The sequence below is a fragment of the Pelotomaculum sp. FP genome, from assembly GCF_004369245.1.
Classification (GTDB): Bacteria; Bacillota; Desulfotomaculia; order Desulfotomaculales; family Pelotomaculaceae; genus Pelotomaculum_C; species Pelotomaculum_C schinkii.
In genome coordinates, this window is record NZ_QFGB01000031.1 from 22,677 (window position 1) to 49,090 (window position 26,414).

Annotated in this window: 10 protein-coding genes; 3 read left to right on the forward strand and 7 right to left on the reverse strand. The window is 51.2% G+C overall.

Annotated features, from left to right (window positions below; translation table 11 throughout):
• Positions 1 to 33: 33 nt before the first annotated feature.
• From Psfp_RS12830 to Psfp_RS12840, 3 genes are all read right to left on the reverse strand, one after another.
• The gene (locus Psfp_RS12830) at positions 34 to 4,332 is read right to left on the reverse strand and encodes an S-layer homology domain-containing protein (RefSeq protein ID WP_190258606.1); all 4,299 of its coding nucleotides are present in this window, start codon (positions 4,330 to 4,332) and stop codon (positions 34 to 36) included.
• A 188-nt stretch (positions 4,333 to 4,520) separates the two neighbouring features.
• Positions 4,521 to 12,110, reverse strand: coding sequence for a fibronectin type III domain-containing protein (locus tag Psfp_RS12835; RefSeq protein ID WP_134218939.1), 7,590 nt, complete (start codon positions 12,108 to 12,110; stop codon positions 4,521 to 4,523).
• Between the two features lie 254 nt (positions 12,111 to 12,364).
• Positions 12,365 to 17,536 (reverse strand): fibronectin type III domain-containing protein, encoded by a 5,172-nt coding sequence (locus Psfp_RS12840; protein WP_134218940.1) that lies wholly within the window; start codon positions 17,534 to 17,536, stop codon positions 12,365 to 12,367.
• A 462-nt stretch (positions 17,537 to 17,998) separates the two neighbouring features.
• On the opposite strand from Psfp_RS12840, the gene Psfp_RS12845 reads away from it, so the two are divergent.
• From Psfp_RS12845 to Psfp_RS12855, 3 genes are all read left to right on the forward strand, one after another.
• Positions 17,999 to 19,117: an Ig-like domain-containing protein gene (locus Psfp_RS12845; RefSeq protein WP_134218941.1), complete on the forward strand. Its 1,119-nt coding sequence runs from the start codon at positions 17,999 to 18,001 to the stop codon at positions 19,115 to 19,117.
• Between the two features lie 222 nt (positions 19,118 to 19,339).
• Positions 19,340 to 19,741 (forward strand): LysM domain-containing protein, encoded by a 402-nt coding sequence (locus tag Psfp_RS12850; RefSeq protein WP_190258610.1) that lies wholly within the window; start codon positions 19,340 to 19,342, stop codon positions 19,739 to 19,741.
• 133 nt (positions 19,742 to 19,874) lie between these two features.
• Positions 19,875 to 22,151: a penicillin-binding protein 1A gene (locus Psfp_RS12855; protein ID WP_134218943.1), complete on the forward strand. Its 2,277-nt coding sequence runs from the start codon at positions 19,875 to 19,877 to the stop codon at positions 22,149 to 22,151.
• A gap of 57 nt (positions 22,152 to 22,208) precedes the next feature.
• Here the strand turns inward: Psfp_RS12855 and Psfp_RS12860 are convergent, their stop codons facing one another.
• From Psfp_RS12860 to Psfp_RS22050, 4 genes are all read right to left on the reverse strand, one after another.
• A complete protein-coding gene (locus tag Psfp_RS12860; RefSeq protein WP_192895420.1) occupies positions 22,209 to 22,688 on the reverse strand; it encodes a transposase in 480 nt (159 codons plus the stop codon).
• Positions 22,654 to 23,403 (reverse strand): transposase, encoded by a 750-nt coding sequence (locus Psfp_RS12865; RefSeq protein ID WP_134218945.1) that lies wholly within the window; start codon positions 23,401 to 23,403, stop codon positions 22,654 to 22,656. The genes Psfp_RS12860 and Psfp_RS12865 overlap by 35 nt, the downstream gene beginning before the upstream one ends.
• 1,359 nt (positions 23,404 to 24,762) lie before the next feature.
• The gene (locus Psfp_RS12870) at positions 24,763 to 25,587 is read right to left on the reverse strand and encodes an IS110 family transposase (protein WP_243120630.1); all 825 of its coding nucleotides are present in this window, start codon (positions 25,585 to 25,587) and stop codon (positions 24,763 to 24,765) included.
• The gene (locus tag Psfp_RS22050) at positions 25,532 to 25,936 is read right to left on the reverse strand and encodes an IS110 family transposase (protein ID WP_243120632.1); all 405 of its coding nucleotides are present in this window, start codon (positions 25,934 to 25,936) and stop codon (positions 25,532 to 25,534) included. The genes Psfp_RS12870 and Psfp_RS22050 overlap by 56 nt, the downstream gene beginning before the upstream one ends.
• Positions 25,937 to 26,414 lie beyond the last annotated feature (478 nt).

A 26,414-nucleotide genomic window follows, 5' to 3' on the forward strand; every position in this document is an offset into this window, starting at 1 on the left:
CCCTTGTGCTTTACAACTAGTTATTAGCGGTGGTTACAGTGCGTTGACGATCACCGTCACCGCTTCCGCCCTGGTAGCGCTGCCCAGGGGCTGGAAGGTGTTGTCCGGGTATCCTTTCATAAGCCCGTTCTTTACCACCGTGGCAACAGCGCCTTTAGCCCACTCGGATATACCGGAGTTATCCGCAAAAGAGGTTCCTTCGGAGATCATGGTTAAGCGCGCGGCTTTTACAACCATTATGGCCATCTGCTCGCGGGTAATCAGGTCGTCCGGACCAAAAGTGTTGTCGTCATAACCGCTGAGTACTCCGTTGGCTGCTGCCGTAGCAATATTGTCTTCGGCCCAGTGACCGGCGGTGTCCGCAAAGACTTTACCGCTTTTGGGGGTAAGCTTGAACGCCTTTACAAGTATGGTGGCAAATTCTGCTCTGGTGATGGTACCGTCGGGCTTGAAGCTGCCGTCGGGATAGCCGCTGACAGCCCCTAAGGCCACCAGTTTTTCAATGTTGTTTTGAGCCCAGTGGCCCTCGATGTCATTCAAGGTTTCCTGCGTGGGTGTGACAACCGGGGTCGCTGCCTTTGGTACGGCAAACACGGCATATTTGGTGAAATGCTCCACCTCCACAGTGATGGTCGAACCGGACACCGTGCCCCCGATATTGACCCACTTTGCCTGGGACTCGTCGTAGTAAAATACGGCCGGTACCCCGTCCGATCCGATTTGGGAAGCGTCGAATTCAAACGTCAGGGCAACTTTTTCAGCAAAGCTATAGGCAGTCTTGTCTCCAACGCTGAACTCATACACGTCGCTTACCGCTTTAAAGCCTGCGGGAATTTCCGGCGGCGAGGTTACCTTCTTGATGTCAACCGTAACAGAGCCGGTTTCTTGTAGAGCATTGGCGGGTATAACTACCCTGGCCAGGTCGCCCAATCCGACTGTCGCCCCGACAGCCGGGTCAACAGAGGCGCTCCCGTTGGTATAGGTGGGGCCGTTGGTGGTAACAGAGATCCCACTGCCACCGGAAGTGGGAGAGCCGGAGCTTGCCGCTACAGTGAAGGTAACGACTTCGTTCGTGTTTCCGTTGTTTTCGCCGAGTGTATGTCCGTTATTGGCCGTCAAATTTTTGCTGATGATGATTTTGTACGTTTTCCCGGAAGTCAGATTGCTCTTCGGGGTGATGAAGATATAGTGTAAGTTATCGTTAATTGTTGTAGAGTCTAATTTGAAAACATTTATGGGTACCTTTGTGCCTGTGCTGTCCTGCATGGTAAGACATTGCTGGTTGTTGCTCCAGACAGCATCGGTCGTCACACCCCGGTCAAAGTAAAGCCTGACCGTGGGGTTCACCGGCACAGTGGTACTCCCCTCTATGGGGCCGTCGTCGGTGGAATTGTCACCGTTGACTGTCGTCAGTGTGGAGCTTGCGGCAACGAAAGACAAAGGATTTTGTCCGGACAAACCCTGTCCGGTAATGGCCGTACTCCAGTTGCCTGCCGCATCAACCGCTTCAACCGACCAGACATATGTGTTCGTGCCCTGTTGCAACCCTGTGTCGGTGTATGTGGTCGTACTGCCGTCTACGCTGCCCAATACTACCCCGTCACGTTTGATTCTGTAGTTGACGACACCTACGTTGTCCGTGGCTGCCGGCCAGGTCAGGGTGGCTTCGGTTTGATTTCTGCTGACTGTCACCGCGGCATTGTCCGGCCATTCAGGCGACCGTGTATCAGACCCGCCACTGTGGCTACCACCACTGTCGCCACCGCTAGACGCAGCAGTTTGGGTGTAAGTGACAAACCCGGTGAAATGTTTGGTCCAGATTACGAGATCATTATCAACATCGATTTTGCCGTCCGTACCCGGCTCCAGCGCGTCACCAACGTCCTGGCTGTCGGAAGTCAGGACGTTGGTTATTTTAGTAAATGTCCCGTTCCTGTAGTAACCTGCATCCTTGCCGGCCTGGCCGGGAATGAGGATCCTGACGGCATTGCTGAATGTCAGCTGCACGTCACCAAAGCCGACTTCTATTACCGCGTTAACTGTGGCGGTTTTCCCGGTATCCGGGGTTACGGTCACGGTGTTGTTGGGCTGTACTGCGGGCACGTTGATGGTGCCGTCCCAATTGGATGAAGCCGGAGCGCTGATGGTGGTCCCGGCAGGTACGCGTACAACTACCGCGGAACTGCTAATACCCGTGTAAGCAGCTATGTCCATCGCCGGTAATGCACTGGTAGCTGTGGTAACACCGGAGGTATTCAGCAATGAAGATAGATCGAGGGTGGCATTACTTACACTGGCCGGCACGGTCAATTGGAAAGAGGGAGTACTGGCGGTTACCGCCAGATTCCTATTGCTGCCACTCTCATCAATAGTAACAATTGGACTGGTGATAGGTACTGCAGGGCTCTGCTCATTCGTTTTGGCCGTAGTCTGCAGATCAGTCAGGCTATGATTATTAGCAAAATCAGTGGCTTCCACCTTGAAATTATAGGATGAGTCAGGGCTAAGACGGCAAACATCATAGGAAGTGGCCTTACCGTCAACTGTGGCCAGCAGAGTACCATTCTGGTAGATGTTATAACTAATGTTAGGAATGTACTGACCACTGTAAGTGTCATTATAAGCCACTCCGTGGTTATCCTGAGCGGCCGGCCAGCTTAAAGTCAGGCTGGTATCTCCGAGATTTGAGACCGTGAGGCTGCTGCCATCAGCCCAGGACGGAGCGTACTGCGAGGTCGCTGTCGTGGTGAACTCGAAGGTATAGGTGGTGGCGGTCGACTTTCCGCTGTTGAAGGTAAAGCCCTTGTCGATCTCCACGATGTAGGTGGTGGAAGGCTTGAGAGCGCGGCTCACCAGGTCGAGGCCGAGGGGAGAGTTGCCTCCTATCTGCCAGAAGTACCAGTCGGTAACCACCTGCTCGTTGATGGTCTGTCCGTAGTATGCCGCCAGCGGCCCGTTATACGTCTTCGGAGTGTTGGGCTGGGTCATGAGATTCGGGAGCGTTACCGGGGCGCCGCTGTCTTTCTCGTAGATCTTCACATAGCTGTTCAGGTTGCTCACCATGGGGTTAGCGAACCCGTTGGTAAAGTACCAGGCAAGCTGGACGTTGTCGTAGTCCACCGGGTCGACGTAGCGGTACTTCAGGACAGCGCCGGTCGCATCGTAGGATGTCTCCACCGCGTTTCCATCGAAGCCTACCATGCTTGAGCTGACAGGCAGCACGTTATTGGTTACCGCCTGAACGGTGAGGGACTGCAGCTCGCTCCCGTCGGCTGCGGTAACCGTGCCCGGGGCATAGCTCAGGGTAACGGTAGCGGCGCTGGAGACAGAGTTGGCCAGGAACAGCACGATCTGGTCGGTATTAGCTCCCAGGGCCACTCCTGTGACCGGGTCTGAGGTCGTACCGTTATTAACCGTGAATTGGTTTTGGGTCCCACTGGGATCGGCCATCGCCCGGTCAAACTGCAGAATGACCTCCTTGCCCAGGTGATCGGTGGCGGCGCTGACCGGCGTCAGGCCGGCTGAAGCAACCAGGGTGGTAGCGCCCGTGCCCGGCCCGGCAGTGCTCCAGTTGCCGGCGGCATCCCCCGCCCGCACGGTGAAGGTGTAGGATGTATTTGCCGACAGGCCGGTAACGCTGTAGCTGTATAAGGCCCCGTCGACCGTACCAATTTTCGTCCCATCCCTGTAGATGGCATAAGAGGTCACGCCGGTATCGTCGGTGGCCTGGGTCCAGGTCAGGGTCAGGCCGGTCGAGGTTACACTGCCGGCTGTCAGAGTACTGCCATCCGGCCAGGTGGGATCCATGGTATCCGCAGGCTGGGGTACGCTGAATTGCCCGTTATTCACTGTTGCCGCAACGGACTGGCCCTGGGCGTCAGAGAGAATTACCCCGCTTAATCCCAGTGCGCTTGTCTGTCCGGCTTGCACTCCTGCGGCAACCTGGAACTGCAGCTGCGCTACCGTGCCGCTGCCGCCGGGAACAGGTGTGTTGCTCCCGTTGTAGATGATCACCCTTAAGTTATCACCTACCGGGTTGGTGATAACGGAAAAGCCGCTTGCCAGGCTCCCTGCGCTGGTTTGCTGGTAAATCAACTGGGTATGGTCATAGCTTAAGTCAAATTGCAGTCCGGTTACTTCACCTGAACTTGTTAAAGTAACCGGTACCTGGATCACATCCCCGGCAGCGCCGCTGACATTGCCGGCTGTCAGTACCGGAGCCGTACCAGCATTTGCCGCAATTTCAGCCGGTTGTAATACGCCTATGTATGAAGCAAGTAAAATTAATGCGAAGAGCAGTATGCCCATAGCTTTATTTCTGATGTTTTTCAATGCCTTACCCTCCTTAATACAGATCATTTCAGCTCCAATTCTGCAAGGTTTGTTATTGCTCCAAAGCATGTTTCATAGGTTGACCGTCGAGTTATTGTCGAGTTATTGTCGAGTTATTAATATACCAGCAGAGGGAAATCCGTATAGGATTCCCTCTGCGCCTTCATACATGATTTTGAGCTAATTTGTTACTTGAGGGCGTTGACGATCACAGTGACAGCTTCGGCCCTGGTGGCGCTGCCCAGAGGGTTAAAGGTGTTATCAGGGTACCCCTTGATAACATCGTTCTCGACAGCCGTGGCTACGACGCTCCTGGCCCACCAGGAGATGTCCGCGCTGTCCGCGAAGGTGGTTTCATCAGTTCCCACGGGAAGCTTCGCGGCTTTGACCACCATCATCGCCATCTGCTCGCGGGTAATCAAATCGTCCGGCCCGAAAGTATCGGTATCGTACCCGTCGGCAATTCCGTAATAAACTGCCGTGGCAATGTAATCCTTGGCCCAATGGCCGGCGGTGTCTGCAAACACTTTGCCGCTCTGGGGGGTCAGCTTGAATGCTTTTACCAGCACAGTGGCAAATTCGGCCCGGGTGATGTTGCTGTCGGGCTTGAAGCTGCCGTCAGAATAGCCGTTAATGGCGCCGAGGGCAACCAGCTTATTGATGTTGTCCGCAGCCCAGTGGCCGGCAATATCATTCAGGGTGAGCGTAGTCTCTTGGCCGGGGATATCATCCTTAGCGACTGTAGTCTCTTCTTCCTGTTTGACAGCAGCGAGTACGGCGAATTTGGTGAAGTGGTTAACTTTCACGGTGATGGTAGAGCCCGACACGGCTCCGCCAAGGCTCACCCACTTAGCTGCAGTCTCGTCATAATAGTAGACAGCCGGGGTTTCGCCCGAAGCAAGGTCCGCCGGGTTGAAGCTAAACTTTAAGGTTACATCCTTGGCAAAGCTGTAGTTGTCCTGGCCGTCTACGCTGAACTCGTATACACTACCAACCAGTTTGAAGCCTTCAGACACTTCGGGAGGTTGGTCTACTTTCTGTATTTTTACTTCTACAGTACTGGTTCCCTGCAGTGAGTTTGCCGGAATTTCTACAGTAGCTTCATCACCAAGGCTTATTGTACCACCCTTACTGGGTGTTACAATTGCCGCTCCTGTCGTGGAGTTAACCGTATTCGATGTGCTTGAGCTACCGCCGCCGCTGTAACTAGTTGTCGTCACGGTGACACTGGGACCATCCGCGCTCTCATTGCCGGCCGCGTCTACCGCCTGCACCTTGAAGGTATACCGGGCGCCCGCGCTCAGACCGGTTACATTGTAGCTGGTATCAGCAACCGGGCTCGCGGTCAGCAGGGTGGTTCCCCGGTAAACGTTGTACCCGGTCACGGCGACGTTGTCTGAGGCGCCGCTCCAGGTCAAGGTCAGCCCGGTCCGGCTCACGCTGGAAGTCGTCAGACTGCCGCTGCTCCAACTCGGCGCGGTGGTGTCGGACACAACCGCAGTTTGGGTGTAAGTGACAAATTGGGTAAAGTGCTTGGTCCAAATCACCAGATCATCACCAGCGTCAATCTTACCATCACCGCCCGAGATCAGAGCGTCACCCGCCTCCTGACTGTCAGAGGTCAGGACGTTGGTTATTTTGGTGAACACGCCGCCCCTGCTATAACCAACATCTTTGCCTGCCTGCCCTGGGATCAGGATCCTTACAGCTTTATTGAAGGTCAATGGCACATCGCCATAGCCAATTTCTATGACAGCGTTGACTGTAGCAGTTTTTCCGGTGTCCGGTGTTACCGTTACGGAACCGTTAGACCGGACTGCCGGCATATGAATGGCGCCGTTCCACCCTTCGGGAGCGCTTACGGTAGCTCCTGCCGGAATGGTTACCTGCACTGGGTCGGCGCTGACGGAAGTATTGGCTGCTATGTCCAGCGCCGGTAAAGCTGTTGTGGTTACCGTACCTGCGACAGGCGTGTTGAGCAATGCCGACACGCTAACCGTCGCGTCGGTTACACTGGCAGGTACTGTGATCTTGACATCGGCCGGTGTATCCGCGGTTACGGCAAGATCTTTATTGGCGCCGTCATCTGTGATCGTCACACTCGAATCAGTAATCGTTACGGCATTGCTTGTCGCCACGGTGACGCTGGGGCCGTCCGTGCTCCAGTTGCCTGCCGCGTCGCCTGCCTGCACGGTGAAGGTGTACTGGGCGCCGGCGGTCAGACCGGCAACATTATACGTCAGGGTGTTACCATCAACTGCAGCCACTTCCGTACCTTCCTGGTAAACCTTGAAGCCGGTTACACCCACGTTATCCGTGGCGACGGTCCAGGTCAGAGTCAGTCCGGTCTGGGTTATATTGCCAGCCGTCAGAGTACTGCCGGACGGCCAGGTGGGTTCCATGGTGTCCGCAGGCTGGGGTACGCCGAATTGCCCGTTGTTCACTGTTACCGCAATGGACTGGCCTTGGGCGTCAGAGAGAATTACCCCGCTTAATCCCAGTGCGCTCGTCTGTCCGGCTTGCACTCCTGCGGCAACCTGGAACTGCAGCTGCGCTACCGTGCCGCTGCCGCTGGGAACAGGTGTGTTGCTCCCGTTGTAGATGATCACCCTTAAGTTATCACCTACCGGGTTGGTAATAACGGTAAAACCGCTTGCCAGGCTCCCTGCGCTGGTTTGTTGGTAAACCAGTTGAGTATGGTCATAGCTTAAGTCAAACTGCAGTCCGGCTACTTCACCCGAACTCGTTAAGGTGACCGGTATCTGAATCACATCTCCGGCACCGCCGCTGGCGTTACCAGCCGTCAACACCGGAGCCGTACCAACAGGAGGCGACAATGTGGATACCGTGGCAGCCGGGCCGTCACTGCTCCAGTTGCCGGCGGCGTCGCCCGCCTGCACCGTGAAGGTATACTGGGTACCGGCGGTTAAACCGGTAACACTATACGTAAGGATATTGCCATCAACCGTAGCCAGTTCAGTGCCGTCCTGGTAAACCTTGTAGCCATTCACGCCCGTGTTGTCCGCGGCGGCGCTCCAGCTCAGGGTCAATCCGCTCTGGGTAACATTGCTCGTGGTTAACGAACTGCCGCTTGCCCAGGTGGGTGCTGCGGTATCGCTTACCGGTGCAGTCTCGGTCGTGGCTGTTGCAGCCGGGCCGTCTGTGCTCCAGTTGCCGGCCGCGTCGCCTGCCTGCACCGTGAAGGTATACTGGGTACCGACGGTTAAACCGGTAACACTATACGTAAGGATATTGCCATCAACCGTAGCCAGTTCAGTGCCGTCCTGGTAAACCTTGTAGCCGTTCACGCCCGTGTTGTCCGCGGCGGCGCTCCAGCTCAGGGTCAATCCGCTCTGGGTTACGTTGCGGGCGGTTAGCGAACTGCCGCTTGCCCAGGTGGGCGCTGCGGTGTCAGCAGGCTGGGGTACGCTGAATTGCCCGTTGTTCACTGTTGCCGTAATAGGTTGGCCCTGGGCATCGGAAAGAATTACCCCGCTTAACCCCAGTGTGCTTGTTTGTCCAGCCTGCACTCCTTCGGAGACCTTAAACTGCAACTGCACCACCGACCCGCTGCCGCTGGCAATAGGTGTATTGCTAACGCTGAAGATCATCACCTTCAGTCTGTCTCCTACCGGGTTGGCGCTAACCATAAAGCCGCTGGTAAGGCTTCCTAGGCTGGCTTGCTGGTAAATCAACTGGGTCTGGTCATAGCTTAAATCAAACTGCATTCCGGTTACTTCACCCGTACTTGTTAAATCAACCGGTACGGTAATCACATCTCCGGCAACTCCGCTAACATTACCGGCGGTCAGCACCGTCGCGGCACTGGAAGGAAGTGTGGATAAGGTTGTTGATGGCCCGTCTGTGCTCCAGCTTCCGGCCGCGTTGCCCGCTTGCACCGTAAAGGTATACTGGGTGTCAGCGGTCAAGCCGGTAACATCGTAAGTCAGGATATCGCCGTCAACCGTAGTCAGTTCCATGCCGTCCTGATAAACCTTGTAGCCGGTTACGCCCGCGTTGTCCGTGGCCGCGCTCCAGGTCAGGGTCAGGCCGTTTTGGGCAATATTGCTTGGCGTCAGGGTGCTGCCGGTCGGCCAGCTAGGCGCAGATGCTACCGCTGCTGAATCGTACAGAATATTGTTTTGGGTATCATAGATGACGATTTTGGCATCAGAGCCGGTAAATGTGTTGGCTGACAACACCGCTTGTGCCGCTGTCTGGGCTGAAGCTGCGTCCGTGATGGCAACCCCGTTGAGGGTGGCGCCGGCAACGGCTTCCAGCCGGGAATTAAAGGTATTGCCGGTTATAGTCACGACACCGGCCTCAATGCGGTTATTGGCCCCCGAGGCAAAAGTGTTGTTGGTTATGGTCAGCTTCTTGCCTGTGCCAGGTGTTCCCAATGTAGAAGCGGTAGCAAAAACGGCATACTGTTTCGTTTTGGAAACCTGGCAATTATTGAGAACTACTTCATATTGCTGTGTGGTATTATTCTCGACAGCATTAATAATATAACCGTAATTATCCATTCCCTGGAAATTAATGTTATCCAAGTTAATGAAAAGGTAGTCGGGCACAGAAGCAAATTTGCTTATCGTTGATACTCCATTACCGTCAAAGGTAAAGTTGCCCAGGTTCAGACCCTTTTGCCAATCCGGCCAGAAGATATATTCACCGCTAAAGTTGGCCATGAGCGTTTTGCCCTTGCAGTCATATGTGCCTCCTGCCATCATTGCATTGGTCAGAACGATGTTTTTCACCTGGGATTTGTCCAGTGCGATTTTAAACTCGTCCCAGGTTCGGGCCGGGGCGGTCTCCGTCCAGCGTATGGTCAGGTTATAAATCCTGGTGTCAGTCACTGACCCGCATGTAATCGTTTCGGTTAATGTAACATCAGCACTATCGGCATCCGCCGGTTTGGTTACATAGAAGCCGTTAGGATCCAGGACCGCGCTATTTGAAGATGCAAAGCTCACCGTAGCGTTGGGATAAGGTTGTTGCTTTCTACCCAAGTTCTGGGTTACGCTGTCAACGCTGTCCCCAGCGGCAAATGTAACCAGGTCCATGGCCTTGATAGTTGCCACAGTATCGGCATCGCTCGTTGAGATGTATACGCTGATTTCCGGAATTCTTGCTGAAATATTGCCAAACCAGTCTATGACTTCTGCACTGTAACGGTAGGTATGTCCCGGCTCGACATTAGTATCATAGAAGCCTGGATAGGTTGGGGTGCCAAAATACCACCACCAATTACCAGATTCATGGGACACATCGTAATGACCCAATAGGAAATCATCACGGTAAATATTGTAGCTAACGATGCCGGCGGGGTCCGGGTACACATCTGCACCAGCTTTGGGCTCTTTGATATCAAGCCTCACTTGATTGGACGAAATCGAGGGCGTATCAAAGGCATACCCCAATGGCGCCTCCGTATCCTCCCAGACGCCAAAGTCTTTAACAAAACGGTAATCATAATACGCCGTTCCGGTTATATTGTTACCTTGCACCTCTGGAACGATGCCAGTCACCCATTTTCCTTGAAGCGGGTAAACCGTACATTTTTCGGGGTTTACTCCCTCTACCAGGGGGGAAGTAATCTTCATCGCTCCTTTGAACTCAAAACCGGTAAATTCCGCATGTATAAATTTGCCAGCCACTTGAAGACCTGGGACAGGATCCGGTGTGTATTCGGTAACTGTCATAGTAGCACCTGAAGGAACTTTTAAGTTCAACAGGTCGATGACAAGTCCACCTTCATAGATCATCGGGCGGCCGGTATAAATCGGGTAAGTGCTTCCGGGATTGAGTTTCGGGGTAGTAACAGTTACCTGGGGACCGTCACTGCTTTCGTTGCCATTGGCGTCAAGCGCTTCCACTTTTATAGTGTTATCCGTACCGGAAAAAAGCGGCAGTGTACAGCTGGCATCGGTAACGGTTGTTTCATCCGCCAGAGTACTGGCATCACTGCCCTGGTAGAGCTTAACCTTATAGCCTGTCACCCCGATGTTATCCCAGGCCCCGCTCCAGTTCAGCGTCACACTCTGCGGGCACAGATCGGCAGTGGTAAGGCTGCCATTGGTCCAGGCGGGCGGGGTCACGTCATAAGCATTGGTGGTCAAAGTGAGACTGGGGCCATCAGTGCTCTCGTTCCCGGTCGTATCCACTGCCTGGACGGTAAAAGTATACTGGGTAGCGGGAGTCAGACCGCTCACAGTATAAGCAGTTGCCGTGATCGGGTCAGGCGTCAATAAAGCGGCGCCCTGGTAGAGCTTGTAGCCCTTTAGTTGATTCTGGTTGTCGGTTGCTACGCTCCAGTTCAGGGTTACGCTGTCCGCAACCAGCCCGGTTTGCGTGAGGCTGCCGCTGGTCCAGGCGGGCGGAGTGGCGTCTAATGCGGTTGCCGAAACCCTGGGTCCGTAGAGACTTTCGTGCCCATCCCCGTCAACCGCCTGAACGGTAAAGGTGTAACTGGTATTCTGCGTAAGCCCGCTTACATTGTAAGTGGTCGTAGTTACCAGGTCAGGCGTCAGTAAAGTTGTGCCCTCATAAATCCTGTAGCCGGTGACAGCCACATCATCTGCCGCCGGGTTCCAATTCAAAGTCAGGCCGGTGGCGGTCAGGTTCGAAACAGTGAAAGTCCTGTCCGGCCAACTGGGTATCGTTGGATCAAATTCAACAGACTTAACCAGGCGAATTCGATAGTTGCTATTATCGGCAATATAAAGTTTACCGCTCCCGTCAATCGCCACACCATACGGTGAAAAAAATTCAGCGGCGGTAGCCAGTCCGTCATAAAAACCATAAGTTCCACTACCTGCCAGAGTACTGATATTGCCGCTGGCGTCCACCTTACGGATTCGCTGGTTATTACTATCGGCAATGTAAATATTGCCTGCGCTGTCCACTGTCACTCCATGAGGATAACCTAGCTGCGCGGCGGTAGCCGGACCACCGTCGCCGCCAAAACCACCGGCGCCGTTGCCTGCCACGGTGCTAATAACACCAGCGGTATCCACCTTGCGAATTCGGTTATTTTGGCTATCTGCAAAGTAAAGATTGCCGGCGCTATCTACGGCTAGCTGATAAACCTCCGATATTTCCGCACTCACAGCCGGCCCGCCATCGCCCGAATAACCGTTGCTTCCAGTCCCGGCCACAGTGCTGATGTTGCCGTTGTTATCTACCTTGCGAATCCGGTAGTTGTTACTATCAGCAATATAGAGGTTACCTGCGCCGTCTACCGCCAGCCCGTAAACATACGATGATATTTGCGCATTGACAGCCGGTCCATCATCGCCTGCATAACCGGAACTCCCGGTACCCACCACGGTGCTAATGTTGCCGCTGGCGTCAACTTTGCGAATCCGATAACTTCTATAACCGGCAATGTAGAGGTTTCCAGAGCTGTCTACCGCCACCGCTGTTGGAGCTTTCAGATCTGCATTCAGGGCTGAACCGCCGTCACCTGAATAACCGGAATTGCCGGTACCCGCTACGGTGCTGATATTGCCATCGGTGTCAATCTTGCGGACTCGATGATTGTATTGATCAGGTATATAGATATTGCCTGCACTGTCAACCGCCAGCCCGTAAACACTCGATATTTGCGCACTAACAGCCGGTCCGCCATCGCCTGCATAGCCGTTAATTCCAGTACCGGCTACAGTGCTGACCACATCCACTGTGTTCTCTGCCGCAAAAGCAGGTATGCTGCCAGCCGCAACCAGGAAACACAACATGATGGCAATTAAAATAATAGGTTTATGTTTGTTTTTCACTTAATAATCACCTTCAGCAAATTGATATAGCTTCTTCTTTCACCTAGATTGCGTAATATCAATTATCGGTCATCCATAGTTATGAGCCGCCTGCTATCACAAGAAGGCAAGCCGCGCAGGGGGAGTTGCCTATTCCCTTGATAAAGAAATTGCTTACCCGTCTAGGGAATCGCCTATCCCGCCCCCTGCCCTGCCCTGCGGTATGCCTTTTCCTGCAATTTTTTAATGGTTTACCAAAGTTGCTTATCCTGCCATCAATTTCCTACAGCCTTTTTCACCATCTGCACCACATCCAGGATATTGATATTACCATCACCATTGAGGTCGGCAGCATTTAACTGCGCCGCAGTCGGAGTTGCCTTGCCAAGCGCAAAGTTTACTGCCTGCACAACATCCAGGATATTAACTGTACCATCATTGTTTACATCACCCCAGGTATTGCTAGCTAATGCCTTCATGGTTTGGGTAACCGCAGCGTCGTTATAACCTGTGGCGTTTACTACGATTGCATAGTCTTTGGCTGCAGTAAAAACACTCGAATCAATAGTGATGACACCGGCAGCGACGCTGTACCGGGCCTTGTCCACAACCGCACCGTCTACGGTTATGCCGGTAATGGCCGCCCGCCAGGCTTCATTGTCGGCAAAGGTTAGCTTCACTGACAGGCCGACGGTGTTATTAACAGCCGCTGCCAGGGATGGCGCCAATAATTTTGAAGAGGAATCTGCAACCATGATCTGGTTGACAAAAATATCCGGATACCCGTTGGCCCTGATCACTACCGTATCATTCTTGGGATTTTCAAACACACCGGCAGCAATCAGGATATGGCCCGTGGTTATGGTGCACTGGTTGAAAACAGAAGTACCAAGCTCCGGCCAGGCACCCTGAACTCCTAGGAGCACGTCACTGATTGAATTCATCCATTCCGTATCGCCCTGAAAATAGATATCCACCGGCTGCCCGATGTATCCGCTCTGGCTGCCCTGAGCCGGAGTGGTGACGGAGATGCTGGGACCATCTGTGGTTTCGGAATTCTCTGTATCCATTAACTCCAACTTGAAGTTGTAAGTCGTCCCTGGTTGCAGTCCCGTTACATTGTAGCGGCAGGTAAAGGGAAGAAGGGTGTAGCCGTAAGTGAAAGTAGTCAATACTTCGCCATTCTGGTACAGTTTGTACTGCAATCCTGAACTGGCGCTCTGCCAGGGCTGCGCCCAATTCAAGGTAAGACTGGTGCTGTTGAGGTTGCTGACAATAATTTTGTTATTTATGGACCAGTTCATAGCGGAGCTGGCTGCTGTCCTGGCGGTTACACTGGGACCGGGGCTATACAACCTGCTCAACGCGTCTTCAGCATAGATCTGGAAAGTATACTCGGTATCCGGTTGTAATTCATTAACTTCACAGCCCAGGCAGCCCGGTGCAGTCCAGCGGGCTGTCCTTTGACCATTAACACCGATCCAATAGGCGTGGAGCCCCTCTTTATCAGTAGCCGGGGTCCAACTCAGTATTACACTGTTGGGGTTTACTGCAGTTACAGTGACCTTACTGCCTTCCGGCCAGACCGGGAGAGTATTGGGCAGAGTCGCAGCAGTGGTAACAGGACCGTCCAGACTCCATTTCCCCTCGGCATTGCCGGCTTCAACTCTGAACTGATAGGTTTGACCGGGCCGCAGGCCGGTGACATGGCAGGAAGTATTACTGACTATAGCGATCAGGTCAGCTCCCTGGTACACCCGGTATCCGGTCACTCCCACGGTATCACTGGCTCCGATCCAGGTGAGAGTCAGTTCCGTTTCATCAATGGCACTGGCGGTGAGGGTACTGTTCGCCGCCCAGGCAGGCGCTCCCGGGGAGGAGGCAGTCTGGTCATCCGTTGCCGCCTGATACAAGACCACCGGATGGAAAACACTGTCCACGTTGTTGACAACAACTACCGGTCCGCTGCCGGCGGTCAGTTCATTATTTGTCAGCAAGGCTGTTCCCGCAGTCGCTGCAGACGCCGCATCGGTGATCTTTACACCATTGATGACGGTATTGGCTGTCGACTTGGTTTGAACTAAAATGCCGTCATCACAATTGCTGATCTTGTTCCCGATCAGGGTCGCAGTACGGCCCGGGGTGATCAGTAATCCGGCCGAAGGTCCGCCGCTGGTCATGGTTCCCTGGTATCCTGTAATGTTGTTGTTAACAGCGGTAAGGGTTCCGATTTTATCGTAGAGTACACCATAGCCAGGTTTGCCGGCGCCGTCGAAGGTACAGTTCTCAATCCTGATGCCCGTGGGCTCATTGACCGCATTACCCTGTGTAACGATAACAGGCGCAACCTTGGTGCTGCCGAAGCGGCAATTGGTAAGCACGAGGCTGCCGCCATGGGACAAGATGAAGCTGTCCAGGTTTTCCCCACCCTTGAATTCCACGTTTTCAAAGTCATAACCGCTACGGCTTTGCGCCAGAGCTACAAATGAATAGCCTAATGCCGGGTCCAATAAGCCGGGGTATTCGGAGCCATTAGCATCAATTACGGCATTCTTAATAATAATATTAACACCGGCGCCGTTAATAGCATTAACTGCAAATGGCCCCACTACAAGGGTCTTGCCCTTGGCATCAAAGACATTATTGGGAAAATTAGGAAAACCATCTTTAAGAATAACCGTCTGAATATTGTCCTGATTTATAGCATACTGGAGTTCAGACAAGGTATGAACAGGCATAACCCCGTTGGCCCATGGTTCCCAGGTCACCCGCAGCTGTTTCGATACAGTGACAGGATCAATTACTTCACCGCGTTTTATCGTTGCCGTCAGGGTTACCACTCTATCACTACCGTCAGCTGGTTTAACCACCATAGCAGATTCTGCAGATGTTAACTTGATGATTTCCGGATCACTCGAAGTCCACCAAATACGGACCTGCTCATCCACGGATGTGGTCCAAGGTAGTTTGATATCGGCAATCACATGGTCGGCATTGTCGCCGTCGGCATAGACGATGGGAATAGTCCCGTCTTCGAGCTGCTGCCTGATTGTGGCAAATACATCGGCATTAGCACTGAACAGCACCTTGACATCCCCGGTCTGGTTGGGTATTTCACCTGGCGGGGGTGCATTATTAGTACACCAGTCCCAGTTGCCCATGCGGTCATAGGCTTTCATGTTGTAGGCGTAAGTTTGACCCACCTGCAGAGTAGGATCGGAATCTATAAATTTAGCGCTTCCGAACCCGCCGGAGCCGTCAACGTAACCGATCATTTGGCCGTTCCTGTACACTTCGACATAACTGATACAGTCGTTGTCATAGCACTGGATCTGCGGGAAGACAATTTTATGGTTCTCGATATCAACAGTGGGAGGGGCTGTAAAAGCTACCGGTCCTGGTACGGTATTATCGTAGAAAACTTGATAGACAAAAGTCCCGCCCGCTTCCGGCACATCGGTGGTGGTTATACTGATGAGGTGTTTATCAGCCTGACTGCGGTCCGGGGTCAGGTACAGCAGATCTCCGGTATATACAGACATCTTGTTGATATCCGGGCTCGGGTCCACCGGGAAGGTAAGGGTTACTTTCTTACCGTCTCCGGCACCCTGGAGATAAACCTCATAAGCAAACCCTACTGGAGTGATATAATACTTTTTATTGATAACAGTACGCTTTAGACTGACCCGGTTGGTCGCAGCAGAATCGAGGTTTTCCGCCGTGACGGTGACATTGTCTTCAAAACAAAGAGGAACGCCGTTTTGCATCTCCACTTGGTTCCCGTCCTCGGTCAGGAAGACAGTCTTGCTGACTGTTGCGCCATCCCCGCCTTTGACCCGCACTTCCACCTGACTGGTTCCGGTAAGGATGCTTAATGCAGCAGCGTCAATTGCCGCCGTCGTTCCCGTATAGGGCAGGGCAGTCCAGTCACCAGAGGTGCTGCCGGTAACAATCCGGTATTCCAGTTCGGCTCCATCAGGTAGTCCGGTCAAAGTTAATGTCTGGCCGGACAGCAAGGCGCTTGTCAAAGCAACGTCAGGGATGTCCGCCACTGTGGTAAAGGGAATCTCCACCGCAGGCTCACCCAGTGTACTTCCATTTTTAAAGGTAACGTCCGGTGATACGACAATCTTATAAGTTGAGTTGGGAGTTAACTGGGTCTGGGGTTGAACAAATAAGTTGGTTTTCTCGGGATTTTGTGTATTACTTGTATCTCCCAAACTAAATACATTCACGTTTGGCACCTGCTGGCCGCTGCTGTCCAGCAAAGTAATACAGTTGATATTCTGGGCAGTGTTAGCTATCACATTATAGGCAAACTTCAGTTTAATAATGGGGTTTAGCGGCGCCAATACACTGCTGTCAATTGCTTCTATATTCGTTGAAGTAATGTTATCGCTGTTGATGCTGGCCAGATAAGCGGTGACTCTGGTGTCCGCGGTTACAGCAGCTGCTGTAGTCACATCAGCAGACGGGCCGCCGCTGCTCCAGTTGCCCGCCGCATCACCGGCTTCGACTTTAAAGCTATATGGAGTGCCGGCGGTTAGCCCGGTGACATTGTAATTCAATGTGTTTCCATCGACTGTCGTCAGAACCGTATTGTCCTGGTAAATTTGGTAGCCCGTCACACCCACATCGTCGGTGGCCCCAGTCCAAGTCAGGGTCAGACTGTTTTGAGCCACATTACTCGCCGTCAAGGTGCTGTCGGACGGCCATGCGGGCGCTGTGGCATCGCTTTCAGGTGTTGCTGCAGTTGTTGCAGTCGTTGCAGTTGTTGCAGTGGCCGTAGGTCCGTTACTGCTTTCATTGCCGGCCGCATCCAGGGCTTGTACTGTAAAGGTATATGCGCTGGCAGCACTCAGGCCACTGACGTCATAAGTTGTAACATCCCCCAGAGCAACCAGAAGTTCTGTCCCCTGGTAGACTTTATAACCGGTTACAGCCGTGTCATCGCTTGCTCCCGACCAATTTAGAGTCAAGCCGGTCGCTGTTATATTAGCCGTGTTGAGCACTCCGTCAGTCCAGGTGGGTGCAGTTTGATCTGTTGAACCCGAAGCAACTTGTGTCGTTGTTACTGTGACGCCGGGTCCGGTTGTGCTTTCATTGCCGGCCGCATCCAGCGCCTGCACTGCGAAATTGTAGGATGCTGCGGGCTGCAGGCCGCTGACGTCACAGGTATCGGCCCCATACACCATGGTCAGCACAGAGCTGTTCTCATATACTATGTAGCCCGTCACCCCGGTGTCATCCTGGGCGCCGGACCAGTCCAGGGTCAGGCTTTGATCAGTCACAGCGGTGGCATTGAGCGTACCGTTTTCCCAGGCGGGCGGAGTTGTATCCGTTTCTGCGCCTGCTACAGTCAACGGCATGATATTAAGGAACGACGATAGCAACATCAATGCCGTGAGCAGCCAGGACAGGGCGCGACACTTTGCTTTAAAACGCATGAGCCTTAGTTCCTCCTTTTTAATTGATGATTAATTGCTTAACTATCAATACAATAGCCTTATCTGAAGGCGTTTTTTCCCCCCTCTTTCTTTTAATATCCCGTTGGTACAGCAATTGTGTTCCCGGCTCTCCCCCCCCCAAAAAAACAAACTCTCCAGCAAGAAGATGCTTAGATGCATTTTTGTCTCGTTATATATGTTTCCGTCATTTTAAATTGAGCTGCACAGCCCATCCTTGTGGGCATCAAAACCATATGCCTTTAGGCAATATATATTATAGCATAATTTAACATGATGAAAAACTACATATTAAATTATTTTATTTTGTTATGTATGTTTTTGTTTAGTAATGAAATGAGCAATAAGATATTCTGATAAATGCAGCAACCGAATCAGACAACCAAATATTGTTTATTGTCTGAAATTATGGCATAATCCTTACTAGGGAGATGACCTGCATCCATGAACTTTGGTAATCGCTTGAAACAGATTAGAGAACGCCAGATGCTTTCAACATCCAAGTTATCCAAACAATCCGGTCTAAGCCAGTCGTTTATCTGGAGAATTGAATCCGGAGAAAAGCAGCCGACGCTTGAGACTCTGAGGAAACTATCACTTGGGCTGGGGATGAGTTTAGGCGAGTTGCTCGGTGAAGAGTTGTTGAGTGAACCTGAATCGCCGAAGATCAACAGGATCGTCGGCAATATACGAAAACTCCCGGTCGAACAGGTTGATGCGCTTGATTTATTTATCTCCTCGCTTTCCCAGGGACACGCGGCTGGTGAGAACCCATTAACCTTACAGGCAATTAATCTTAACCACCCTGATAAGGATGGTTTTGAAATTGAGTTGGTCTTCTCTGCCAATGTTTCCGCCATCATGGATCACCGGATCCCGGACGGCACGAAGAGGAATATGACGGGCTTCCATCTGTTTGACGACGGGATGAAAGAAGTGCCTATCGATGTCATACCCGGAAACAAAAAAATGCTTGGGCAGAGAGCTGAAAGGACCTTTATTGTTAGGCCCCAGATCCGGCTTACTGACGGAAGGGCGTATAAGCTGAACATATCCAAACTCTTGCAAGCCAATAACTACAAATATCTGAAAGAAAACCACACGATCACATTTTCAACGTACGAAATCATAGACATCACGCCCTTTAACAAGAAACTGTGCAGTCCTTATCTTTCACTGACACTGGACGGCAGCAATATCTCATCCGGCGACGAGAATGTTCCGGTTAATACCGATATCAGGCTGACATTTTCCAGCAACGTCGTTGCCAATGCGGTGCGGAACCACAATCTGCAGTGCTTTTCTATGGAAAGCAGCAAGAAGCAGCCCGTTGAGATAGATGTTACCATGGCTGAACCGAATGATAATTCCGAGAAGAAAAAGGAAATCATTATCCATCCCCGGCACGGCTTACATAGAAATACTGTCTATATCCTGACCATCTCCGAAAACCTTCAGGGCGCCAATCAAAAGCTGTTGGGAACCGACAAAGTTATCACCTTCACCACCGGCAATGCCAACATCACCGGTACCGATGAACAAGACGGCTCATCGATTGCGTAGATGGAGAGCGGCGCCGGAGGGTGAAGCTCAAGCAAGGCCAGATAATCGAGGTTATCTTGAGCCGTTTTTTTTTATGCCCATCTTCAGGCGGATCTTCTCCTCGCCGGGACCATATCTTTGTAACCGTGAACGATGTCAGGGAGGGCTTTTTTGAAAGCAGGGTCCCTTCCGGTTACACTTTCTACCACTGAAGAATATTATAGGGAAAAAGGAGGTGTCCTTATGGACTACGTCATCCAGCCCGGTGATACGTTAACATCCATCGCGGCCCGCTTTGGTGTCACTGTTGAAGACATTGTCAGAGTCAACCCAATACTTGTAAATCCGAATGCCATCTACCCCGGGCAGATTATCCATATTCCAATCGCAGGTGTAAGCCCCATACCAAAGGGGTCGCTTTACATTATCCAGCCTGGAGATACGTTGACTTCAATCGCATTAAGGTATAATATCCCGCCGGGGGCACTATTGCAGTTCAATCCCCAAATTACCAATCCCAACTTGATTTACCCCGGTCAGATTATTACCATTCCCCTGCCTTATGCAGCCTTACCACAGATGCCGGTGACCCCAATACAAAAACCGAACCTGCCTCCCAACTTTCCACCCTTCGACCCCTTTTGATGATAAAATTTCCGATAAGGTCCTCCACAGGAGGCCTTATTTTTTGCTTTACCCAACAGGTAATATTTGTTTATTACATGCCCTTAAGGATATGTTATAATTCAGTAAATTGTTTAAATGGAGGATCAAAGACTTGGCAAGAAGGTTAAAAAGGAAGTTAAAACTTTCACGGTTCTTTTTTCTTCTGCTGGGCATCGCCATTATAGGCGCCGGCTGCGTGCTGGCGGCCGTGCTCTTTACCAGTATCAGGGATTTGCCGGTCATCAGCCCGGGCGCCCTGGAATCCGGCGCCTCCACCATGATTTACGACAAGGACGGCAACCTGGTTACCAATGTTGGTCTTAAAAACAGCGTTCCGGTTGATTTAGAGGAAATCCCCGACAATGTTAAGAACGCCTTTTTGGCCATAGAAGACCCGGCTTTCTACCAACACCACGGCATCAGCATCCGCGGTATTGCCAGGGCCGCCTGGTCCGATCTGATCTCCAGGCAAATCGTTGAGGGAGGCAGCACCATTACCCAGCAGCTGGTCAAAGTCTCTTTTCTGAGCCTTGACCAAACCCTCAAGAGGAAAATCCAGGAAGTTATCCTGGCCTTCCAGGTGGAAAGACGCTACACCAAGGACGAAATCTTGGAGATGTATCTCAATAATACATTCTTCGGTCAAGGCGCCTACGGCATTCAGGCCGCTGCCCAGACCTTTTTTGGTAAAGATGTAAGCGAGCTTACCCTTGAGGAGGGAGCCCTGCTGGCCGGACTTCCTCAGGCGCCAAGCGCCTACAACCCATTTAAAATTTATACTTTGGAAGGCCAGGAAAAAGAAAAACAAATTAATACCGTTATTTCAAGGCGTAACGCTGTACTAAACAGCATGGTCAAGAACAATTTTATCTCTCAAGAGCAAGCTAACCAGGCCAAGGATACGGAACTGAAGCTGGACACCAATGAGGTTTCCCAACGACAGTACCCGTATCCATATTTTCTTGATTACGTAACTGAACAACTGATTGAAAAGTACGGCGAGGCTGAGGTATTCAAAGGAGGTCTTAAGGTATACACCTCCCTTGATCCTAAAATACAGCTGATTGCCGAGGCAGCTATGAGCAGGTCCTCCAACTTCCCCTCCTCAAGCGCAGATGCCAATGGTGTCATGCAGCCGCAGGGTGCGGCAGTAGTCATTGATCCCGACACCGGCCATATTGTAGCTCTGGTAGGAGGACGCGAGCATACTCAGAAGAGGTCCTGGAACCGGGCCAGTCAGACAACACGGCAGCCAGGCTCCGCCTTCAAACCAATAGCAGCTTACGGGCCGGCCATTGAATACCTTGGACGCGGGGCTGCCTCGGTGGTTGACGATGTCCCGGTAAGCTATGGCTCCTACTCGCCACGCAACTCTGACGGTGTCTTCCGGGGCTTGCTAACCCTGCGGGAGGCTCTTACCCGTTCAGTGAACATAGTTGCCGTAAAACTTTTAAATGACACCGGGATTAATAATGCTGTCCGGTTTGCATCCGGGCTTGGCATAAATCTTGATCCGGACGTGCACGGCCTCAGCATGGCGCTTGGCGGCCTGCATGAAGGGGTGACACCGCTGCAGATGGCGGCTGCATATGGCGCTTTTGCCAACCATGGTGTGTACATTGAGCCTACCGCCATCATTAGAGTTGAAAAAGCAGACGGGATCATCCTCGATCAGCATGTCTCCAAGCAGCGATCGGCCATGAAGGCTACCACCGCTTATCTGATTACAGACATGCTGCGCTCGGTGATCCAGAGCGGTACCGGAACCGGCGCCCAAATCGGGAGACCGGCGGCGGGCAAAACCGGGACCACCGACGAAGGTAAGGACATCTGGTTTGTTGGTTATACCCCCGAGCTTACGGCGGCAGTGTGGATCGGCTACGATACTCCCACATCTATGCCGCAGGCTTATGGCGGCATGTATCCGGCCAAAATCTGGCAGGAAATTATGAGCAAAGCCTTAAGCGGCCTTCCGGTCCAGGACTTCAACCGGCCGGCCGGGGTAATCTCGGCAACGGTCGACAGCAAGTCCGGTCTTTTGCCGGGGCCAAACACACCTGCCGACTCTTTGGTAACGGACTTGTTTGCTGAAGGAACAGTGCCAACGGAGCAGGATAATGTGCATGTCTTTGTGGAAGTTTGCGCGGCCAGCGGGCAGCTCCCCAACCAGTACTGTCCTGACCGGATTATCAAACCACTGATTAAACTGCCCTACCCGGTCCCTGCCACCGTACTGGATTACGCCCAGCGTGTGCCTACTGAGACCTGCACTATACACGGCCAGGGTATTACGCCGGAACAAACTGGAGCTCCGGTCAACCCGGCCATCCCGGTTACAAAACCCAACAAAACCAACCAGACTGAGGACCAAAGCGATAAAAACCAGTAAAATAATTTTAAAAAAAAGCAAACCTCCTTTTGCAAGGGGGTTTTGCTTTTTTCTACCTTAAAAATGCAGCCTACTATATAAAGTCAAGTAATATTTACAGTTTTTCATAAGGTTATGCTCTTTGAGAATTACAAAGACTCGATTAAGTAGCTTACGGCAAACAGCACCTGTAACAGTGCTGTGGTGCTTACCTTCAGCAAGTTTCTTTTCATAAAAGGACTGCAAACCAGGGTCATTATTACGGGCTGGTGTAGCAGCCAACCACAATGCTCTGCGAAGATATGGTGAGCCACGTTTAGACATATGGTTCTTACTACCGGTAAACTCACCTGACTGAACAGTGGTTGGATCAATGCCTGCATAGGCAGCCAATTGCTCCACCTTTTCAAAACGGTTAATATCTCCGATTTCACCCAGTAAGACCGCTGCTATTGTTGTACTGATCCCTGGAATTGTGCAAAGATACTGATCTTGGTTTTGTACCAACTCCTCTAGTTGCGCTTCAATATCGGCTATCTGGGCTTCTAGAAAACTCAATGTGTTCCAACAGACAGCGAATCTGTAGGCGTGCAGCGTCCTGACTAAACCGGGTACCAACAGAGCAGCCTGCAACCTTCTTTATCTCTTGAGCCTTGGTATCTTTGAAGCGACCCCTGCTTGCTTCAGCCAACAAGGTACTCAGTTCGGAGAGGTCAAAATTGACGATTTCCTCTGGTAGAGGGACCGTCCTTAAAAGCTCCCGGGCTGAGCGGATAAATGGGTTAGAAAAAATCTTTTCAAACTCGGGAAACACCCGATCCAGTACCGTAAGTAACTGTCGTTTTAAATCACTTACTTGGTCCACTAAGCCAAAGCGAAAACGGGTCAGGTCGCGTATTTGTTGTACTCGCTGTTCAGGAACATAACTCGCATGTACAGCGTTGGTCCTCAAAAGCTCGGCAATTACCCAGGAATCACGGCGATCTGTCTTGGTCCTTCGGATCTGGCCTCGCCGAAATGCCTCGGTTTGGATGGGGTTAATCACCAGAACCTTTTCTTCTTTGCTTACCAGGAAGGTATAAAGGTTTAGCCAGTAATGGCCAGTACCCTTCATTGCAAATTGGCGTGGCTGGGCAGGTATTGTTTCCCAAAGTTGCCGGAAACCATCCTCATCATTATGGAAGCGGATAGAGTTTCCGACCGGTTTACCTACACTATCCAGTACAGTTGCTTCATGTTGGTTTTTGCCAATGTCCACGCCAATAAAGAACATTTAATCCCCTCCAAAGCATGATATTGCTGCTAAGGGAACCCTCAGCTTTGGAGCAAACTCTGCCTCGTTCGTTATGCGTCGCATTACTTATTCGAGTCTTGTCTCACAAAGCCGAGGCAGCATCCTGCATTACGAGGCCATTTACCTCAAGGTGCGAAACGCTGCCCTCAGACATTGCCAAAAGAATTCTATGTTCTAAAGAGGTTAACCTTTGTGTAGGCTAAGGTTTTACCACAAGTATATACGAGGTGCGAATTCATTCGCACATGACCCCGTAGAAATGCAGTATGCAAAGGCCTAGCAGAAACCTCCATTTTCAATTTCACTTGAAATGCTTGAACCGGATGCCATTTTAAGGTACTCATAGTAAGTCGCATTCTGTTTTAGAATAATAAACGAACCCTAACTATCATAAAATAAATTTACTGAGTTAAAACAGGTAAAAGTATGTTTTAAAGCTGACCGCGAAGGCTGCTTTTTTTTATTATAGCCGGGGCTTTTTAAGCTCATCGCCGTCTTTACAGCGCCGCTAGTTTGGACCGAAGCGAGTTGCGGCGCGCATCTTGCACTGAGTATCGAAGTGAGCAGGAACAACACTTCGCCTGTACCAGGCAAACTATATAGTTAGTATAATTGGGTGTAAATATATCCTGTTTTATTTAGGTCAGGACATGTTATATTAAACAATTTCTTATGCGCAAAATCTGTTAAGCGAGCAATAAGCAAAGAAAGTGCTGATGTACGACCTTGATTATTTTAAATAAGTTAACGATACACGTGGGTACCCGGCCGGAGACGCGATATTTAAAAGAATTTGCCCAATTTATTACTAATAAAGTCCGGGCTGAAACAAGCTTTAGGTACCTTCGATAATGTTCAATGCTCCAATTTTTAGTCGAAATATGTCGATGCATGCTGGATATAAATAGAAAAAAATAAAAATAATAGAAGGATATTGGTAGTAATAGAGAAACAAATGGATATTATTTACCCTTGTTGTCACTGATGCCAATGCTATCCTACCCAAACATAGGAGGTGAGAATGTGATTTATTATCAAAAAAATCGAGCCCCCCCGGAACCCAAAAAGTATAATAGTGGTTCGGTAGGTAAACCGGGGAACAAACTTACAGCCTTGTACCCATAGCAACCTAGCCTGAACCACTGCTTCTATTTAAACACATCTAAATTTAGATTTCAACGGAAATCCAGAATCAGAAATTAAAGACCCGCGGTAAAATGTCAAGTCCCTGAATTGGAAATTTTTTTGACCATTATGTAAAAAAGGCAACAAATATCCTTCCCAGCAATCGTAAGAGACTCCCAGTTATACAAAAAAGTGAGAATTGTAAAGTATTGGTTAAGAAAGCCTCCTTTGCTTGTAGATTTGGCCCTCACTCAGCAACGTGAAGACCATGCGAACGAGTTTGCGGGCCGTAAGGACTACTGCACGTTTATGGTTATGATGCCTGGCCTCGGTAAAGTTCCTGCGGTAGAATTCAGCGTACTCCGGCTCCCACACCCGGACGGAGTTGGCCGCTTCTACAAGGTAATACCGCAGATAATAATTACCGGACCTGGTCAGGGGAATATCCTGGGCGTTGAACTTACTTAACTGATTCTCACGCCAGGTTAAGCCCGCAAATTTGGCAAGAGCATTATGATTGTCAAACCTTGATATGTCACCGATTTCAGCAACTATGCCGGTTGCGTAAACCGGTCCGATGCCAGGAATTGTTTCCAATGTGTGTGGAATGGCCTTTATCTCTTTAGCGATGGCTTGGTCGATTTTCTTTTGCTGGCTTTCAAAGAACCGAATGGTTTCAAGGGACATGGCCAGAGTAATGTCCACAGACTCTTGCATTTTCGGGTTTAAGCGGTAGGAGTTGCGGGCAGCTCTTTTGATAGTCTTGGCCATTTCGGGAACATCCTTTAACCGCTGGTTTCCGTGTTGCAGTATCAAATCTACCAGTTCTTCCACAGGCATCGCAGCGATCTGGTCAGGAGTTAAGTTTCCAATCACCGCTGAAGAAGCCTGACCAAACAGGTTCGAGAAAGGACAGTCCTTCTTGTATGTGGAGAACTTAAGAAAAATCAGGTTCAAGACCCTGTTCTTTTCCCTGGTCAGGTTACTCACCATGTGATAGCGAAACCGGGTTAGCCGTTGCAAAGGTGCATACCTCATGTCGGGAGGTGGTGTTGGACGGACTCGTCCAAACCGCAAGCAATGCAGCAATAACCCTGGCGTCTAGGGCATCTGTCTTGGGTATATCTGTGTAGATACGCTTAAACCCATCAATGACCTTGGGATTAATCACAGCGATTTCAGTTCTGAGAGCTGTTAACTGAGGGTCATCATGAAGTGCCTGGGACAGATGCCACCAGTAAAGGTTGGTGGCCTCCATGCCAATCTTGACCTTGTCGGCGGGTAAGGCATCAGCTGTATCAACTACTTTTTCGACAAATCTTTCCGTTCCAGGGAGGTCGTTGGAGACCGTGAATCCACAGACATCGTTGCCGGTATCATCAAGGATTCTAAACTACATTGGTGTCGGCCCCTATGTCAATGCCGACAAAAAGAGTACGGCCCATGTATCAACACCTCCTTTCAGATGAACTTAAAGAAACCAATATTTTGGGGTATCCCTGGAAACCTGGTGTAATAGCAACCTTGCCGATGAGCACTCACCTAAAGAGATTGGTGTAATGCTCCTTGCTGAAGGGAGAACCTCTTGGGGCGTGCAACCCGCGCGTAAGCGGTTGCCACCAGGCCGGGAGCAGTCTTTAAAAGCACTTAAAGTGCAGGAGGATTTGAACTGCCCCGCCATCGGTTCTACCGTGATTGTCCCAGGGTATATCCCAAAGGTCAATTACTATTATGAAAAAATCGAGTAGGGTAGCGCCGCAGTAATTTTCTGCGGCGTTATCCCTCTCACAGAACCGGACTTACGGGCCTCGTATCCGGCTCCTGATAAACCTCAGTCACTTCTCCCAAAAGTGATGCAAAATGCC

Bases quoted from the DNA above. Each gene is read 5' to 3' on its own strand.
- Psfp_RS12870 (WP_243120630.1), bottom strand. From the start codon at position 25,587: ATGAGGTATGCACCTTTGCAACGGCTAACCCGGTTTCGCTATCACATG.
- Psfp_RS12840 (WP_134218940.1), bottom strand. From the start codon at position 17,536: ATGCGTTTTAAAGCAAAGTGTCGCGCCCTGTCCTGGCTGCTCACGGCA.
- Psfp_RS12845 (WP_134218941.1), top strand. From the start codon at position 17,999: ATGAACTTTGGTAATCGCTTGAAACAGATTAGAGAACGCCAGATGCTT.
- Psfp_RS12865 (WP_134218945.1), bottom strand. From the start codon at position 23,403: ATGTTCTTTATTGGCGTGGACATTGGCAAAAACCAACATGAAGCAACT.
- Psfp_RS12850 (WP_190258610.1), top strand. From the start codon at position 19,340: ATGGACTACGTCATCCAGCCCGGTGATACGTTAACATCCATCGCGGCC.